Source organism: Nannocystis pusilla (assembly GCF_020073745.1).
Taxonomy (GTDB): Bacteria; Myxococcota_A; Polyangia; order Nannocystales; family Nannocystaceae; genus Nannocystis; species Nannocystis radixulma.
Map to the genome: position 1 here is coordinate 278,583 of NZ_JAIRAU010000008.1, position 15,489 is coordinate 294,071.

14 protein-coding genes are annotated in these 15,489 nt (G+C 72.1%); 4 read left to right on the forward strand and 10 right to left on the reverse strand.

The genetic code is table 11. The annotated features are described in order from the left end of the window. The first annotated feature begins 164 nt into the window (after window positions 1–164). Together K7C98_RS10920 and K7C98_RS10925 are read left to right on the forward strand one after the other, a co-directional pair. On the forward strand, window positions 165–1,859 hold the full coding sequence (locus tag K7C98_RS10920) for an IgGFc-binding protein (protein WP_224191534.1): 1,695 nt from the start codon (window positions 165–167) through the stop codon (window positions 1,857–1,859). A 279-nt stretch (window positions 1,860–2,138) separates the two neighbouring features. Continuing rightward, entirely contained in the window at window positions 2,139–2,840 is a 702-nt protein-coding gene (locus K7C98_RS10925; protein ID WP_224191535.1) for a hypothetical protein, read from the forward strand. Window positions 2,841–2,881: 41 nt separating this feature from the next. Here K7C98_RS10925 and K7C98_RS10930 read toward each other — a convergent pair whose 3' ends face one another. Genes K7C98_RS10930 through K7C98_RS10940 form a run of 3 tightly spaced genes read right to left on the reverse strand, consistent with a single transcriptional unit; the run spans window position 2,882 to window position 6,281 of the window. Next, a complete protein-coding gene (locus tag K7C98_RS10930; protein WP_224191536.1) occupies window positions 2,882–5,017 on the reverse strand; it encodes a caspase family protein in 2,136 nt (711 codons plus the stop codon). After that, window positions 5,014–5,802: a hypothetical protein gene (locus tag K7C98_RS10935; RefSeq protein ID WP_224191537.1), complete on the reverse strand. Its 789-nt coding sequence runs from the start codon at window positions 5,800–5,802 to the stop codon at window positions 5,014–5,016. The genes K7C98_RS10930 and K7C98_RS10935 overlap by 4 nt, the downstream gene beginning before the upstream one ends. Then, entirely contained in the window at window positions 5,799–6,281 is a 483-nt protein-coding gene (locus K7C98_RS10940) for an RNA polymerase sigma factor (RefSeq protein ID WP_224191592.1), read from the reverse strand. Before K7C98_RS10940 ends, K7C98_RS10935 begins: the two co-directional genes overlap by 4 nt. Window positions 6,282–6,588: 307 nt before the next feature. Between K7C98_RS10940 and K7C98_RS10945 the strand changes: the two genes are divergently transcribed. After that, window positions 6,589–7,893 (forward strand): hypothetical protein, encoded by a 1,305-nt coding sequence (locus K7C98_RS10945; RefSeq protein WP_224191538.1) that lies wholly within the window; start codon window positions 6,589–6,591, stop codon window positions 7,891–7,893. 124 nt (window positions 7,894–8,017) lie between these two features. On the opposite strand, the gene K7C98_RS10950 is transcribed toward K7C98_RS10945, so the two are convergent. The 5 genes from K7C98_RS10950 to K7C98_RS10970 form a co-directional block, all read right to left on the reverse strand. Beyond that, window positions 8,018–8,182 (reverse strand): hypothetical protein, encoded by a 165-nt coding sequence (locus K7C98_RS10950; RefSeq protein ID WP_224191539.1) that lies wholly within the window; start codon window positions 8,180–8,182, stop codon window positions 8,018–8,020. 433 nt (window positions 8,183–8,615) lie between these two features. After that, entirely contained in the window at window positions 8,616–9,497 is an 882-nt protein-coding gene (locus tag K7C98_RS10955) for a hypothetical protein (protein WP_224191540.1), read from the reverse strand. Between the two features lie 283 nt (window positions 9,498–9,780). Next, on the reverse strand, window positions 9,781–11,121 hold the full coding sequence (locus K7C98_RS10960; RefSeq protein ID WP_224191541.1) for a protein kinase domain-containing protein: 1,341 nt from the start codon (window positions 11,119–11,121) through the stop codon (window positions 9,781–9,783). A gap of 28 nt (window positions 11,122–11,149) precedes the next feature. Then, window positions 11,150–12,460 carry an MBL fold metallo-hydrolase gene (locus tag K7C98_RS10965; protein WP_224191542.1) on the reverse strand — a complete coding sequence of 437 codons (1,311 nt, stop codon included), beginning with the start codon at window positions 12,458–12,460 and terminating at the stop codon, window positions 11,150–11,152. Between the two features lie 110 nt (window positions 12,461–12,570). Next, the gene (locus tag K7C98_RS10970; protein ID WP_224191543.1) at window positions 12,571–13,263 is read right to left on the reverse strand and encodes a histidine phosphatase family protein; all 693 of its coding nucleotides are present in this window, start codon (window positions 13,261–13,263) and stop codon (window positions 12,571–12,573) included. Window positions 13,264–13,343: 80 nt separating this feature from the next. On the opposite strand from K7C98_RS10970, the gene K7C98_RS10975 reads away from it, so the two are divergent. After that, entirely contained in the window at window positions 13,344–14,042 is a 699-nt protein-coding gene (locus K7C98_RS10975; RefSeq protein WP_224191544.1) for a helix-turn-helix domain-containing protein, read from the forward strand. Between the two features lie 29 nt (window positions 14,043–14,071). On the opposite strand, the gene rnhA is transcribed toward K7C98_RS10975, so the two are convergent. Together rnhA and K7C98_RS10985 are read right to left on the reverse strand one after the other, a co-directional pair. Then, window positions 14,072–14,602, reverse strand: a complete 531-nt coding sequence (rnhA, locus tag K7C98_RS10980; RefSeq protein WP_224191545.1) for a ribonuclease HI — start codon at window positions 14,600–14,602, stop codon at window positions 14,072–14,074. Window positions 14,603–14,642: 40 nt separating this feature from the next. Continuing rightward, window positions 14,643–15,473: a hypothetical protein gene (locus K7C98_RS10985; protein WP_224191546.1), complete on the reverse strand. Its 831-nt coding sequence runs from the start codon at window positions 15,471–15,473 to the stop codon at window positions 14,643–14,645. Window positions 15,474–15,489: the final 16 nt, after the last annotated feature.

The following is a 15,489-nucleotide window of genomic DNA, read 5'->3' on the forward strand; positions in this document are numbered from 1 at the left end:
CAGCGCGACCGCGCGCCGCAGCGCCCTGCAGGTCTCCACACGCGACCGCGCGACCGTGGCGATCGCGCGGCGATGCGGACACCTGCACGCGCAGCGCTCGCGCGCAGTTGTCCGGCTTGACGCGCGCGCACGCCGGCACGTAGCGTGACCGTGGAGGCTCCTCCTTGTTGCGCAGCTCGCCGCGTCCGCTCATCTCGTTCGGCTCCCTCGCGCTCGCCCTCGCCGGCTGCAGCGGCCCCGGCGGCCGCGCCGACTCGGGCACCGAGACGTCCATCACCTCGGCCGGAAACACCGACCCGACCCTGCCGACCACCGCCTCGCCGACCAGCGAGACCGGCACCGACTCGAGCGCCAGCGAGTCGGGCACCGGCACCGAGGGCGCGCCCACCACGACCGACAGCGTCGTCACCACCGACCACCAGCCCAAGCTCGACATCGGCGGCCCGCCCGACTTCGGCGGCGGCGACACCGACGACCCGGTGCCGCTGCCGCTGACCTGCGACAACATCGCCATGCATCCCGCGACCAGCGTCGGCTGCGAGTTCTGGGCCGTCGACCTGCCGATGCTGCAGTCCAACGAGCTGGCCTACGGCATCAGCGTCGGTAACATGTCCGAAGGGCCAGCCATGGTCACGATCGAGGACCTGCGCGGGCCCGGCGGCACCCTGCGCGTGGTCACGCAGTTCGAGGTCGCGCCCAAGCACAGCCAGCTGATCAAGATCAACGGGGCTGGCGGCGTGATCCCGGGCGACCACATGGTCGGCGTCAGCGGCCTCACCCCCGCGGCGGCGTTCCGCGTGACGTCGACGGTCCCGGTCACGGCGATGCAGATCAACCCGGTCGGCGGCGGCCCGTCGCACGTCGCCGAGGCCAGCCTGCTGCTGCCGCGCCAGGCGCTGGCGACCTCGCACTTCGCGGCCTCGTACCCGTCGATGTGGAACAAGTGGGCGGTCGTCGTCGCGGTCGAGGACGGCACGACGATCACCACCACCACCGGCGACGCCGCCCTCGACGCCTTCGACGCCTGGACCTTCGTCCCCAACAGCGACACCAGCGCCTTCTTCATCGGCTCCGACAAGCCGGTGGCCGTGTTCTCCGGCACCGACTGCGTGCTGATCCCCGGCAGCCCGTGGTACGCCTGCGACCACCTCGAGGAGCAGATGGTGCCGCTGGCCTCGTGGGGCACCAGCTACGTCGGCGCCCGCCACCCGCAGCGCGTGCCCGAGATCAACCCCGCCCCGGAGGAAGTGCGCTGGCGGATCGTCGGCGCGGTCGCGGGCAGCACCGTGCAATTGCAGCCGCCGCAGCCCGGCGTCGGCGGGTCGATCAACATCACCCAGGCCGGCCAGATCGTCGAATTCGCCAGCACCGAGAGCTTCGTCGCCACCGGCGATCAGCCGTTCATGCTCATGCAGTTCATGACCGGCTGCTACAACGTGATCACGCAGACCGGCAACCCCAGCAACTGCAGCCAGGGCCCGACCGGCGACCCCTACATGATCCAGGTGCCGCCGATCGAGCAGTGGATGACGCAGCTCCCGTTCCTCACCGACACCTCGTACCCCCGCGACTTCGCCATCATCATGCGCGAGGCCGGCACCACCGTCGAGCTCGACTGCGTCGGCGTGGTCACCCCCGATCACTTCACCGCGATCGCCGGCACCAACTACGAGGTCGGCTACGTCGAGCTCGACGACAACACCGGCGAGGGCACCTGCGTCGACGGGGCCCACTTCATCAGCGCCGACGCTCCGATCGGCGTGATGGTCGCCGGCCTCGATTGGGCCACCTCCTACGGCTACCCCGGCGGCCTCAACTTCAAGTCGCTGTGGGTCCCGCCCGACGAGCCGCCGATGTGATCGCCATTGCTTGCACATGACCTTTCGGTCATGTGCATCGTGTCGCGGGCATCCTGCTCCGCGAGACGGGCTTCCACCCGAATTCGGCGCCCTCCCGGCCGGCGACGCGGGGGCCTTTGCCCACGCATGGACCGCGCGGGCGGTCCCGCAGCGGCTCCGCTCCGCAGGGCGCGCCGCGAGCAGATCCGCCCCGCGCCTCGCGGGAGCGCCGGTGGATCGCGGCGTGGTGTAGGCGACGTGCTCGCCGGCCGTCGTCGATTATGTTGGGTCGTTAGATCGATGTCGTGGACACGAGCACCCTTCGCACTCTGTCTCGCCCTCGCGCTCGGGGCGGCGGCCTGCGGCCTCGGGCCCGAGGTCGATCGATCCGGCGCGAGCGCCGGCACGTTGACTGCGCCCGGGGGGGAGAGCATCGGTCCGTGCGCGGCGCCACAGTTCGCCGATGGCGGCGGCCCGGGCACGCTCGTGCAGTGCGAGGGCCAGCTCGCCGAATCTTACTTCTACTACGACCAGTGCAAGCTCGCCTGCGGCCACCCGGTCAAGCAGACGATCGAGCCGGTGGTCTTCCCCGGGGACGACGAGGTGGGAGCCTGCTGCGAGGCGGGAGCGTCGGCCGAGGCCCTGAAGGCGACCTGCAAGAGCGACTGCGCCCACGGGGCCTGCCTCGGCGCGATCGCGCGGTTCGACGAGCTGCTCGCCGACCCCGCGACGACCGCCCCCTGCGGCGGCCTCGCCGGCTGCAAGGCCCGCGTGATCGAGTCGCTCACGCACTATAAAAATTACCTCGTCGCCCACTTCGCCGCCTGCGTCCAGGCCGTCGTCGACGACGAGCTGTTCACCCTCGGCGAGCCGCCGTGCGGCCCCTTCGCCGGCTGCCTCAAGACCGGCAGCCTCGAGCTGCATTGCCAGATCTCCGCGGTCCACGCCGACGTCGTCCCCGCCCCCGTGTGCGAGGAGGCGCCGAACCAACCGCCGGGTTGAGGACACGACCTTTCGCGCATGTCCTCGCGTTCATCTTACGATCACAGCGAGACGCCGACCACGAAGCCGGGCCACATCCGCAGCTCGTGCGCCTCGATCGGCACGCGCTGGACCACCCAGCCGTAGCCCATGCGCTGGCGCCCGCCCTCGAAGTCGATGTCCATGTTGAGGGTCGGGCCGCCCCACACGGCGAACCGGCGGTTCTCCTGCCAGCCGAACATCACCCGCAGGGAGTTGATGAGCGACGGGTTGTTGCGGAACCTGAACTGCGGCTGCGCCCAGTAGGTGGCGAGGTCGACGTCGAGGTAGAAGCGCTGCTTGATCGGGATGTGCCCGCCGAAGCCGACGCCCGACATGAAGCCGCGGCCCTGGCCGGCCGGGTGCAGGCCGACGGCCAGGAACGAATAGGTGTACTTGGCGCGGAACTTGACCGCGAGGTTGATCGCCGCGATGTCCGAGGTCCAGATGTCGGCGTAGATACCGCCCTTGCGGGTGATGTTGAGGACGCCGACCTGCGCGTCGGCCTCGTCGGCGTAGTTGATCACGCCGACCTGCGCCCCGCTGACCTTGCCGGCCGCCACGCCGACGACGCCGACCTGCGCGCCTCGGACATCGCGGGTGACGCTGATCGGGGCGATCTGCGCGCCGGCGATCGAGCGGGCCCAGTTGACGCCGCCGGCCGCCTGGATCCCGCGCATGTGCCCGCGCACCACGTTGACGCCGGCGACCGCCTGCACCCCGGAGGCGTCGCCGCCGACGACGTTGACGCCGGCCGCGCCCTGAACGCCGCGCATGCTGCCGCCGACGACGTTGACGCCGGCGGTCGACTGGAAGCCGTGCACGTCGCCGCCGACGTAGTTGGCGCCCGGCGACAGCTGGACGCCGCGCACGTTCTCGTCGACCCAGTTGCCGCCGCTCGACACCTCGACCCCGTCGATCATCGCCGCGCGCCCGAGGATCAGGTTGAGGCTGAAGCGGTTGATGACCTTGCGCTCGCGCTCGATCTTGTTGGTCGTCAGCGGGTACACGAACCCGAACTGGACCGGGATCTTGCGGTACTGCGACGGGTCGATCGGCACCTCGCTGCCGCGCATGGTCGTCATCTCGGTGCCGACCTGCGACAGCGCCGAGCGCGTCAATTCGTTCTGCACCCCCGGCCGCACGTCGACGGTGCCGCGCCACATCGTCGCGCCGTCGTCGATCACCACCGAATAGCGCCCGGGCTCGAGCGCCAGCGACACCGCGCCCGCGCCGACGCCCTTGTACAATTCGGCCGCCAGCCGCCCGTCGCTGTCGCGCACGTACACGCGCCCGCCGACGGTCGGGTGAATCTCGAGCGTCGCCGTCGTCTCGCGCAGGTCGGTCATCACCAGGTCGCCGGTGCCGACCAATTGAATGTCGTACACCGGGTGCTGCGCGCGCCCGAGGGTCGTCTCGGTGCCGGCCAGCGTCTCGTCGAACGCGAAGCGATAGGCCTCGTGCAGCGTGACCCGGCGGTCGCGGTTGACGTCGGCCGCGCCGCGCAGGCCCGACACCAGGTAATGCGTGAAGTACGACCCGCCGATCCGGTCCGACTCCTGCGCCGCCTCCTCGGCCGAGCTCGAGGTCAAGAACGCGTGGCCCTGGATGTTGGCGTCGCCGGTGCTCAGCGGCGGCCGCATCTTCCCGCCCTTGCTCCGCACGAACGCGCCCGACGAGCACGAGTCGAGCAGGCCGAGCCGCACCTGCGCGTCGACCCCGTGGATCAGCGCGCGCAGCCTGGGATAGTCGATCTGCGACGTCCCCAGGTGGACCCCGCGGTCGTCGGCGTGCCCCGAATAATAGAACAGGAATTGCACCCGCTCGCCGCTCGCCCGGGCCTTCTGCACCCGATCTTGCGCCCAGCGGAACCCGTCGAGGAGCTGCGTCGGGCTCGGGTCGATCAGCACGAACGCGTCGCGGCGCTCGATGCCGCCGACCTCGGCCAGCACCCGCGACAGCGCCTTGGCGTCGCTGCCGGCGTAGCGCAGCTTGACGCGCCCGGGCCCGCCGTCGTTGGCGCCGACGATCAGGGCCACCCGCCGCGTCTGCACCACCGGGACCGGGACCGCGGCCGCGTCGTCGTGGGCCGGTTCGCGGGGAGCCAGGCCCAGCGCGGTGCTCAGGGCGACCGCGGCCAGCGTGAGCGACGTGATCATGGCACCACCTTCTCGACCAAAAACGACGACTGGGCCCAGCCCGCCGGCAACGCCAGCGGGCGCGTGGTGGCGTCGGCGAACGGCGCCAGCATCTTCAAAGCCGCCACCACCCGCGACGCGTCGATCGGCGCCTCGGCGGTCACGAACACGAAGCGCTCGAACCGCGGCGCCGCGTCGAGCTCGTACGATTGCGCCAGCCGGACCGCCCCGCTCTGCTGCAGCGCCGTCGAGCCGCCGGCCTCGGCCGGGAAGTGCAGCGTCACGACGCCGGCCCCGTCGAGCGACGCGACCACCCCGTGCCTGGCCCCGGCCGCGACGTAGCTGACCTGAAGGACATCTCCGGCCCCGGCCCGCGCCGGCGCGCGCAGCAGCTCGGCCGTCTCGCCGACCTGGCGGTGCAGCACCAGGTGCGACGCCAACCCCTTGATCCGCACGCCGTCCTTGGATTCCCCCGGGGACATGTCCCCGAAGACAGACGGCTCCGGCGTGGTCGTCACCTCCGGGCCCTGGCGCATCAGCACGACCGTCGCCGCCGCCGCCGCCGCCAGCGTCGGCGCGCCGTACCACGCCATCCGCTGCCGCCGCGCCCGCCGCTCGGCCATCCGCTGGCCCGCGCGGCGCCCGACCTCGGCGGCCACCGCCGCGGCCGGGTGCGCCGCCAGGATCGCCGCGTTCGAGGCCCGGATCGCCGCCAGCTCGGCCTCGTCGAGCGCGCCGGCGCGCTCGCCCGCCGCGATCTCCTCGACATGCAGCGCCGGTCGCTTCCTCGTGCCCGTCTCGCTCATGCGGCCCCCTCTCGCGCCATCACGCCGGCGCGCAGCGTCCGGAGCCGCTTGCGGACCCCGGAGACCGAGAGGCCGACGCTCTCGGCGACCTCCTCGAGCGTCATCCCGTCGACGAGGTGCATCACCGCCATCGTCCCGGTCGACACCGGCTCGCGCGCGAACAACCTGTCGAGCACCACGCGGGCCACGCCGCGCGACTCGGCGTCGTCGTGCGCGGCGATCTCCGCCAGCAGCTCCGACTGCGGGTCCTCGGGCCGCCGCCGCCGCGAGCGGATCTTGTTGAGGCACACGTTGGTGGCGATCCGCCACAATAGGCTGCACGCGCCCTTGTCGACCAGGCGCTCGCGGTGCACCAGAAGCTGTACGAAGACATCGTGCATGGCATCCACCGCCTGCTGCTCGTCGTGCAGCAAGCTCCGGCAGCGGCGCAGGACCATCGGTCCGTGGCGCTTGTAGGTCTCCTGGACGTCGATGGCCATCAGCCCCCGCTCGCCTCGACCCTCCAACACCGCCCGCGGCTCCGCCCGTCACTGCATCGGCGAATTTTTTTTGCGCCGCGCCGAGGCCTCACGCGCGATGCCGCGCCGGGCCCCTCGGGGCGGCCCCCGCGGACCGTCCGGGCGTCCGCGCAGGACAGCCCGTCGACTCCGATCGCGGCGCGCGGCATGGCCGGATGATCGTCCAGGCGCACACCGCCTCGCAAGGGCGCCGCGCGCGGTGACACTTCTTCCGGGTCGCGGTGTTCCAGCGCGTATGCTTCGAGACCTCCGGAAACTCACCCCGGCGTTGCTCCTGCTCGCGAGCGCGTGCAAGGACGAGGAGCCGCCGCCTGCCGACGAGACCGAGACTACTTATTGGCAGCACGTCGCGCCCATCTTCTTCAACAGCTGCGTCGGTTGTCACACCGAGGGGGGGATCGCGCCGTTCCGCCTCGACAACTACGAGGACGCGCGCACGTGGGCCCAGGCCAGCGCCGCCGCGGTGGCGGCGCGCACCATGCCGCCGTGGCTCATGACCTCCGACGACAGCTGCGGCGAATTCCGCGACTCGCTGGCGCTCACGCAGGAGCAGATCGACACCATCGCCGCGTGGGCCGACGCGGACGCGCCCGAGGGCGAGCCGCGCGACGACCTCGCGCCGATGGCCCTGCCGACGCTCGAGTCCGGCCTCGACCTGCAGACCCCCGAATTCGTGCCCGAGGCCCAGGGCGGCCCGCTCACCGCCTTCGACGAGTACCGCTGCTTCCTCATCGAGCCCGGCCTCGACCGCGACCGGTTCATCACCGGCTACGAGATCACCGCCGGCAACCCCAAGCTCGTGCACCACGTCATCGCCATGCCGGTCGACCTCGACGCCGAGTCGTGGATCGGCGACGGCAGCACCAACCGCGAGGTCATCGAGAAGCTCGACGCCGAGTCGCCCGACCGCGACGGCTGGCCCTGCTTCAGCGCGGCCGGCGACGGCGTGGCCGTCGCGCAGCAGCCCGTCACCTGGGCCCCGGGCATGGGCGCCGTCGAATTCCCCGAGGGCACCGGCGTGCGCCTGCGCAAGAGCGAGGTCGTCGTCGTGCAGCTGCACTACAACCTCCACGACGGCCCCGGCAACACCGAGTCCGACAGCACGCAGGTGCGCCTCCGCCTCGCCGACGAGGTCGAGCGCGAGGGCATGTTCATGCTCGTCGACCTGTTCATCGACTCGCTGTTCGACGAGAAGCCCGCCTCGATCGCCGCCGGCCAGGCCGACGCGCGCTACGAGTGGGAGGTCGCCATCGGCGAGTGGCTGTTCGACGAGCTCGGCCTCGACCGGATCGAGCTCCACGGGATCTTCCCGCACATGCACGAGCGCGGCACCAAGTGGCGCGCGTCCCTCGTGACCGACACCGACGATCAGTGCCTCGGCGACGTCCAGCGCTGGGACTTCGGCTGGCAGTTCTACTACTTCTACGACGAGCTGCCGGTCATCGACCGGAGCTCGCGCCTCAAGGTCACCTGCCAGTACGACACCCGCGCCGACAAGGAGCCGATCACGCCCGGCTGGGGCACGCAGAACGAGATGTGCCTGGCCGGCCTGTTCGTCGTGCCGCCGAAGTGACCCTCGACGCGCCGCTCGTCGCCCGCCGACACATCGGCGGACGACGAGCTCCGGCGGTTCAACTTCATGTCCGTGAGGACATGTCCTCACGTGCACTTTCCCTCTGCGAGGTTGTCGCGGCTCGTCAGAGCGGGAGAGTGTTGTCCTTGACGTTCTCGTTCTTCACGCAGACGAAGCGGTCCTGGTTGAAGTCGGCGTCCCTCTCCGCCTGCCTCTGGGCCCTGGACAGGTCCCAACCGCTCGGGCAGCGGCGAATGGGAGCCGGGGGGGCGGCGTGAGCCACGGACATCACTGCGCCGATTGCCAGCGCGATTCCTGCGAGGGTACAAAAGCTCTTGTGCATGGAAGTCATCCCTTCGTTTCGTATGGCGATGCGTCGTGCAGCGCCCTTCGTGTGTAAGCCCGATCGGGTGCCACACCGTTGACCCCAAGCACAGGCGCTTCTCCGGCGAAACGACCGGGAGCCCGGCTGGCGGAGCGGACCGGCTCGCGGTTCGTCGCTGACGGACAGATCCGGCATACGACCTCGCGGGCGAGCGGGCCGGATCGGCAGAGGTCGAGCGCACACGCTATCGGGGCACTCGCCGGCGATGCACCCGCCTCATCAGGGCGGCCCGGGCGCCCGCCCATGCGCTCGGTGAATGACGGCAGTCGTCGCCGCGGCCGCCGCGCGACGATCGCTCCTGCGAGCCGAGGGCAGCGCCCGTGCGATGATTCGCGCCTCAGCGCCGGCGCTCGAGGCGGACGCGCGTGGTCCCGTGGATCGCCATCGTCACGCCGGCCGCCAGCAGCGCCAGGCCGACGCCGAGCGCCGTCGCCCCGGCCGTGCGCAGAGTGTCGCCGCGCCCGACCGCCAGCAGCCCGCCGCCCGCCAGCGTGCCGGCGGTGCCGTAGCCCGCCAGCAACACCCCGCCGAACAGCAGGCCGCGGCGCCCCGGCTTGACGCGCGCGACGTACTCGCCTTCCATATCCTTTAAAATGAACTGCCGCGACGAGGCGACCCTCTCGCCGCCGATGAAGAACGGGTAGCCCGCGCTGCCGTCGATGACCTTGCCGCACGGCGCGCGACAGACCGACCGCGAGGCCGAGTACGCCGGCGTGCTGCGGCTGTTCCGCAGCTCCGGCGGCGTGCCCTCGAACAGGTGGACGTCGGCCGGGCGCTCGAGCTCGATGAAGATCCGCGGCCGGCTCGGGCCCGGCGCCGGCTCGTCCGCCGCGGGCGCGCCGTTGCTGTCCTGAGCGACCTGTCCTGAAGGACCGGCGGTGGATGCCTCGGGGCCGACCGCCGCCGCGCCGGCGAACTGGGCCCACGAGAGCTCGTGCCAGGCGATGATCCGCGTGCCGCTGGCCAGGGCGATGATGACCTCGCGCTCGGGGTGCAGCTCGAGGATCGTCCCGCGCAGCACGCTGCCGTCTCGCAGCACCACGGTGTCGTACGCGACCGGGGTCACGGGGTTCTGCACCGGCGCGACCGGGGACGGCTGCTTCACGGTCTCCTGCGCGGGCGGAGGCGGCGGCGCGGGCTCCTGCGCGCGCGCGGGGATGGGCGCGCCGGCCAACGCGAGCGCGACGATCGCTACGACGACAGGACGACGACCCGACACCCGCGGATGGTACGCGGCGGACGGCCTCGACGCCACTCGCCACCGTCACTCCGCCGCGACCCGACCTTCGAATGCGACCGGCGGAGCGGCGGTCGGACGCCCCCGTCGAGCCTCACCACCGCCGGCGCCACGAAACGGCGAACCGCGGGGAATGTCGGGGCGCTCGCCGAGGTAGCAGGCGAGTCGGCCGCCTTCGTGCGCTCGCGAGCACGCCTGTCCTTCGAGACACATCAACATGTCCCTCAAGAGAGGCGTGGCTCGAATCCCCCTTCAGACACGTCCTTCAGGCCACGTACTCGGGCGAGCCGACGCCGCCGAAGCGGGTCGCCAGCGTGCGCACGAACGCGGCCAGCCACGGCTGCATCGCGTCGAGCTCGCGCTCGATCGTCTTCCTCGTCACCACCACCAGCTCGCTGTCGGTCAGCGCGACCACGCTGGCGGTGCGCGGCGAGGCGGCGAAGATGGCGGTCTCGCCGAACACGTCGCCGGGGCCGAGCTGGCGCAGCACCACCTTCGCGCTGCCCATATTTTTGAACACCTGCAGCTTGCCGGCGCGGACGATGTAGGCCGCCTCGCCGACCTCGCCCTCGCGGATCACGAGCTCGCCCCTGGGCACCGGCGTGACCGCGAAGCTGCCGCCGCCGCGCAGCAGCGCCTTGATGTCGTCGATCAGGTCGTCGACGCGGCGGTAGCGGTCGTCGGGCTTGACCGCCAGCGCCTTCATGCAGATCCGCACCAGCTCGGGCGGGAAGCTGACCTCGGGGCCGACGACGACGTCGGGCGGCGTGACCTCGCCGCGCTGGGCCATCTTGAGCACGCGCTTGGGGTCGGCGTCCTGGTAGAGCGGGCGGCCGGTGAGCAGCTCGAACAGCAGGCCGCCGAGCAGGAACACGTCGGAGCGCTCGTCGAGCGACTTGCGGCGGCCGAGCGCCTGCTCGGGCGACATGTACTCGGGCGTGCCCCAGACGATGTTGTCGGCCTCCTCGGGGCGCAGCGGCGGCAGGCTCTCGCGCGCCCACGCCTCCTCGGAGCCGGGGCGCGGCGGCAGCAGGAACGCGTTGCCCCAGTCCATCACGAACACCTGGCCGTACGCGCCGACCATGATGTTGGCGGTCTTGATGTCGCAGTGGAGCACGCCGCGGCTGTGGGCGAACGCGACGCCGTCGCACACCTTGACGAACGCGTCGAGGCGGCGCTGCAGCTGGTCGGGCGTGCGGGCCGGGCGGCCGCCGACGAGCGAGTAGAGCGAGCGGCCCTCGATCAGCTTCATCGTGAAGAAGATGCCGCCCTCCGGGTCGCGCCCGAGCTCGTAGATCGGGGCGATGTTGGGGTGGTCGAGCTGGCCCGACACCTGGGCCTCGCGGATGAACGCGTGCACCAGCAAGTAATAATTGTAGGAGCCCGCCTGCAGGGTCTTGAGCGCCATGCGCCGCTGCAGCGACTTGTCGAACGCGACCCGCACCGAGCCGACGCCGCCGGCCGCGATCACCTCGCCGATCCGCAGGTGGCTCATCGCCGTCGGCAGCACCGACTGGACCAGCGCGCGCGTGCGGTCGTCGAGCGTGATCACCTCGCCGTCGAGGCCCACGACGGTGAGCGGGATCTCCAGGGTCTCCTCGGGCATCGGAGGCGACCGTACCACGCGGCCGCGCTCATCGCATCCGCTGCAGCTGGTACCGCAGCTGCCGCAGACCCCCCCGCAGGCGCGCGCGCAGGTGATTCAGGTTGCGCCGCGTCAGCAACTCGCGCGGCCGCAGGTAGACCTCGGCGTTGTACATCGACAGGAGGATCCGGTGGCGGCGCCAGTTCTTCAGCCCGCGCCGGACGACCAGCCGCGCGGAGACCCCGAGCGTCTGCAGCCCGAACGGCTGCGACAGCGCGAACAGCAGCGGCTGCCCGCACACCTCGACGTCGACCGGCGCGCCGGGGGCCGGCTCGCAGCGGCCGCGCGCGAGGTCGAGGCGCAGCGTGACGTCGAGGTCAGGCACGCGGATCGCCACCGGCTTCAACCACGCGTGCAACAGCCAGGGCGGGTAGTGCTCGGCGAGGCGAGCGGCGAGCGCCTGGGCGGCGGCGACGATCGCCGCCGGCTCGACCGGCGCCGGCCGATCGAGCGGGGCCGCGGCGGCCGCGGCGAACGCCTGGTCCCAGAACGCGAGCCCCGGCCTCGAGTCCCACGCGCCGCCGACCGCGTACGCGTCGCCGGGCGCGAGCACGTCGAGGCGCAGGCCGAGGTGCTCGAACGCCGCCGCGACGCGCCGCGGGGTGTTGGCGTACGCGTTCATGTACGCGTTGTCCTCGCACGAGAAGCGGACGAAGCTGGCGATCGGGATCGTCGTCTCGGCGCCGAGGTCGCGATGGTTGGCGATCATGCTGTCGACGATCGCCCGGGCCTTCCGCGGCAGGCGCTGCTCGCGGTCGGCCTCGCCGCCGTAGCCCGCCAGCGAGAACTGGTTCAGCACCACCTGCGCCGGCCCGAGGTCGCCGCGGATGATCCGGCAGTCGCCGGCGTCGGCCTCGGCGTCGTTGACGTTCACGAGACATGTCCCCTCGGACATGACCGCGAGGACAGAGTCCATCTGCCCGACCTGGTAGCAGTAGACCTGCAGCCCGGGCCGCAGGTCGACGAGCGCGCGGTGCGGCAGCAGGCGGACCTTGTCGTAGCCGAGGCGGGCGAACGCCTGCGGCAGCTTGTCGGTCGGCAGCTGCTGGAACAGCACGGTGACGCGGCGCTTGAACGCGGCCGGCAGGTCGCGCAGCGTCGGCAGGTGGAAGTGGTCCGGGTGCTCGTGCGAGACCCACAGGTAATCGACCTGCTCGAGCCACGCCGCGTCCCACGCCGGCGGCACCAGCAGCGACCACGAATTGTTGAAGACCTTGCCGCCGAGCCACGGGTCGGTCCAGATCGTCGCGCCGCCGGCCTCGATCAGCAGCGACGCGTGGGCGACCAGGCGGAGCTTCATCGGTCCCCGCTCGCGGTCCGTGAACGAGCGGCCGCGCTCCTCTCCATTCGCGTCACCGTAGCACGCAGTCGGCTCGCCCGCGACCCGCGCGCCCGTGGGGTCTTTCGCCCTCACCCGCCGAGATCGAGCTCGCCGAGGTGTTCGGTGGCGTTCTGGACCTGGATGTCCCATCGGCCATCCGGGCGGTGGCGCAGGCGATAGACGCCGGCCAGCGAGACCGGCAGGACCGCGGCCTCGGCCTGCGACATGCCGGTGAGCGCGGCGATCACCGCCTTGATCACGCCCTTGTGCAGCACGGCGACGGTGCGCGGGCACGCGGGCGCGGCCAGGACCCGGCGCGCACCGGCCTGCACGCGGTCCCAGAAGGCCTGGCGCGACTCGCCGCCGGGGTAGGCGAACGCGAGGCCCTCGGCGTGGTAGCGGGCGTAGCCTGCGGGGTCGCGGCCGGCGACCTCGTCGAAGGTGAGGCCCTCCCACGCGCCGAAGTCGACCTCGGCGAACTCGGGCACCACCGTGACCTCCGGCGGCGGCCGCTGCCCGCCGGCCACCAGCGCCGCCGCGGCCCGCGAGCGCTGCAGCGGCGACGCCAGCACCGCCTCGAAGCCCGCCTCGGCCGCCAGCGCCGCCGCCACGCGCTCGATCTGCGACAGCCCGAGCGAGCTGAGCGCCACGTCCGTGGCCCCGTAGAGGCGGATCGACGACTGGCCCACGGTCTCGCCGTGGCGGACCAGCACGAGCTCGGGCGGGGTCGGGGCAGCGGGGCGCAGGCCGCCTGGCCTACGCGAGGTCGCCGCGATCGTCAACGGCCGCGCTTGCGCGGCAATCCCGGGGCCACGCCGCGCTTGCGGACGCGACGGGCTCTGACATATAAGGAACCCGCGAAATGGCCGCAAGAACGCCACGCCGCCCGGCTTCGGAGGCTGTTTCCGGGTCGCGCCCCTCGGGGTCCGAGAGCGGCCGGCCGGAGCCCGAGTCCGGGGCCGCCGCCTCCGAGATCGCGCTGCTGGGCGAGGGCGACATCGGCGCGGCCGAATTGACGCGGCGGCTGGCCGACAACATCCGCAGCCTCCGCAAGGCCCGCGGCTACTCGCTCGACGACATGGCCCGAAGGTCGGGTGTCTCGCGGGCCAGCCTGTCGCAGGTCGAGACCGCCAAGACCAACCCGACGATCGCCATCCTGTGGAAGATCGCCGCCGGGCTCGAGGTGCCGTTCTCGGCCCTGCTCGGCGCCGACAAGACCGAGCGCGTCAGCGTGCTGCGCCGGCCCGACCAGCGGGTCCTGCGGTCGGCCGACGGCCAGCTCGAGAGCCGCCCGCTCACCCCCGCCGGCACGCTCGGCGGCGTCGAGGTCTACGAGCTGCGCCTGGCCCCGCGCGCGGTCCACAGCTCCGAGCCGCACGCGCCCGGCACCGGCGAGAGCGTCACCGTGCTGGTCGGCCAGCTGCGCCTGCGCGTCGCCGAGGAGGTCCACGACCTCGCCGCCGGCGACACGGCCAGCTTCGCCGCCGACGTGCCGCACAGCTACGAGAACCCGGGCCGGACCCACACGCTGGTCCACAACGTCATCGTCTACCAGCGCTGACGCGGCCTGTCCTGCGGGACAGCCGGGCCTCAGCGCTTGGCCGCGGCGAAGCCGGCCGGCGCGTCGCCGACCGTCAACCTGTCCTTCGGGGCATAGCCGCTGCGGGCCGCGTCGCGCGCGGCCACGGCCAGACGGTCGCAGCGCTCGTTCTGCGGGTGGCCGCTGTGGCCGCGGACCCAGTGGAAGCGGATCTGGTGCGTGCTCAGGAACCCGTCGAGGGTCTGCCACAGGTCCTGGTTCTTGACCGGCTGGCGGTCGGCGGTGCGCCAGCCGGCGCGCTTCCACCCGGCTAGCCATTCGGACATGCCCTTCAGGACATACTGTGAATCGGAGTAGAGGTCGACGGTCATCGGCCGGCGCAGCGCCCCGAGCCCGCGGATGACCGCCATCAGCTCCATGCGGTTGTTGGTGGTGTGCGTCTCGCCGCCGGACTCCTCGCGCTGCTTGCCGCTGGCCGGGTGGATGAGCACGTAGGCCCACCCGCCGGGCCCCGGGTTCCCGGCGCACGCGCCGTCGGTGTACAAGAGGACATACGCGAGACGCGGGTCGTCCGGCTGCATGGCGCCGCACGCTACCCGACCCGCGCCCGCCTGCCAACACCTACAGTTCGAAGCCGCAGCACTCGAACGCGGCCTGCGCCTGCTCCGCGAACTCCGCCTCGCAGAAGCCGGGGGGCGCGGGGCACTCGCTCTCGGCCGCGTCGTTGACGAGGCAGGTGCAGGTGTCGCCCTCGCACTTGAACTCCTGGGGCGGCTGGCCCTCGCACTGCTGGCCGATCGAGCAGGCGTCGGCGCCGTTGTTCGAGCCGAAGCCCTCGCACAGGCTGCTGACGCAGGTGGTCTGCATCGCCTCGAACTCGTCGGCGCAGGGTCCGAACTCCTCTGCGCCCAGCGCGGTGTCCAGCTGCTCGCAGGTGAAGGTGCCGACGCAGTTGTTGAACGCGACCGTGGCCGCGAGGCAGCCCTCGCCTTCGCCGAGCGAGTCGGCGCAGTCGCCGGTGCAGGTGGCGAAGTCGGGGAACGGCGGCATCTCGATGCACTCGTAGAACTTGTCGCAGGCCGCCGTGCAGCTCGCCTCGAGCTCGGGCGGGACGACGTCGGTGTCGCCCTCGGTCTCGGTGTCGACAGCGGTGGTCTCGCCGCCCATCGTGTCGCTGGTGCCCGCGGTCTCGGTCGAGCCGTCGACCGTCGTCGAGTCCGTCATCCCCGCGGTCATCGTGCCCGCGGTCATCGTGCCCTCGGTCGGCCCGCCGTCGGTCGGCGTCATCGTGCTCGACACCGACTCGGTCCCGGTCTCGCTGGCCGCCTCGGTCGTCGGCTCGGTCGCCGTGCCGGTCTCGGTCTCTTTCCCGCCCTCGGGACAGGCCGCCAGCGTCAGCGTGCAGGCGGCGAGGAGGACGGCGCGAAGGTTCGTGTGAAGCGTAAGGCTCATGCGGCGAAGGGTGCAG

Bases quoted from the DNA above. Each gene is read 5' to 3' on its own strand.
- rnhA (WP_224191545.1), bottom strand. From the start codon at position 14,602: ATGCAGCCGGACGACCCGCGTCTCGCGTATGTCCTCTTGTACACCGAC.
- K7C98_RS10935 (WP_224191537.1), bottom strand. From the start codon at position 5,802: ATGAGCGAGACGGGCACGAGGAAGCGACCGGCGCTGCATGTCGAGGAG.
- K7C98_RS10925 (WP_224191535.1), top strand. From the start codon at position 2,139: ATGTCGTGGACACGAGCACCCTTCGCACTCTGTCTCGCCCTCGCGCTC.
- K7C98_RS10975 (WP_224191544.1), top strand. From the start codon at position 13,344: ATGGCCGCAAGAACGCCACGCCGCCCGGCTTCGGAGGCTGTTTCCGGG.
- K7C98_RS10940 (WP_224191592.1), bottom strand. From the start codon at position 6,281: ATGGCCATCGACGTCCAGGAGACCTACAAGCGCCACGGACCGATGGTC.
- K7C98_RS10985 (WP_224191546.1), bottom strand. From the start codon at position 15,473: ATGAGCCTTACGCTTCACACGAACCTTCGCGCCGTCCTCCTCGCCGCC.
- K7C98_RS10950 (WP_224191539.1), bottom strand. From the start codon at position 8,182: ATGTCCGTGGCTCACGCCGCCCCCCCGGCTCCCATTCGCCGCTGCCCG.
- K7C98_RS10965 (WP_224191542.1), bottom strand. From the start codon at position 12,460: ATGAAGCTCCGCCTGGTCGCCCACGCGTCGCTGCTGATCGAGGCCGGC.
- K7C98_RS10930 (WP_224191536.1), bottom strand. From the start codon at position 5,017: ATGATCACGTCGCTCACGCTGGCCGCGGTCGCCCTGAGCACCGCGCTG.
- K7C98_RS10960 (WP_224191541.1), bottom strand. From the start codon at position 11,121: ATGCCCGAGGAGACCCTGGAGATCCCGCTCACCGTCGTGGGCCTCGAC.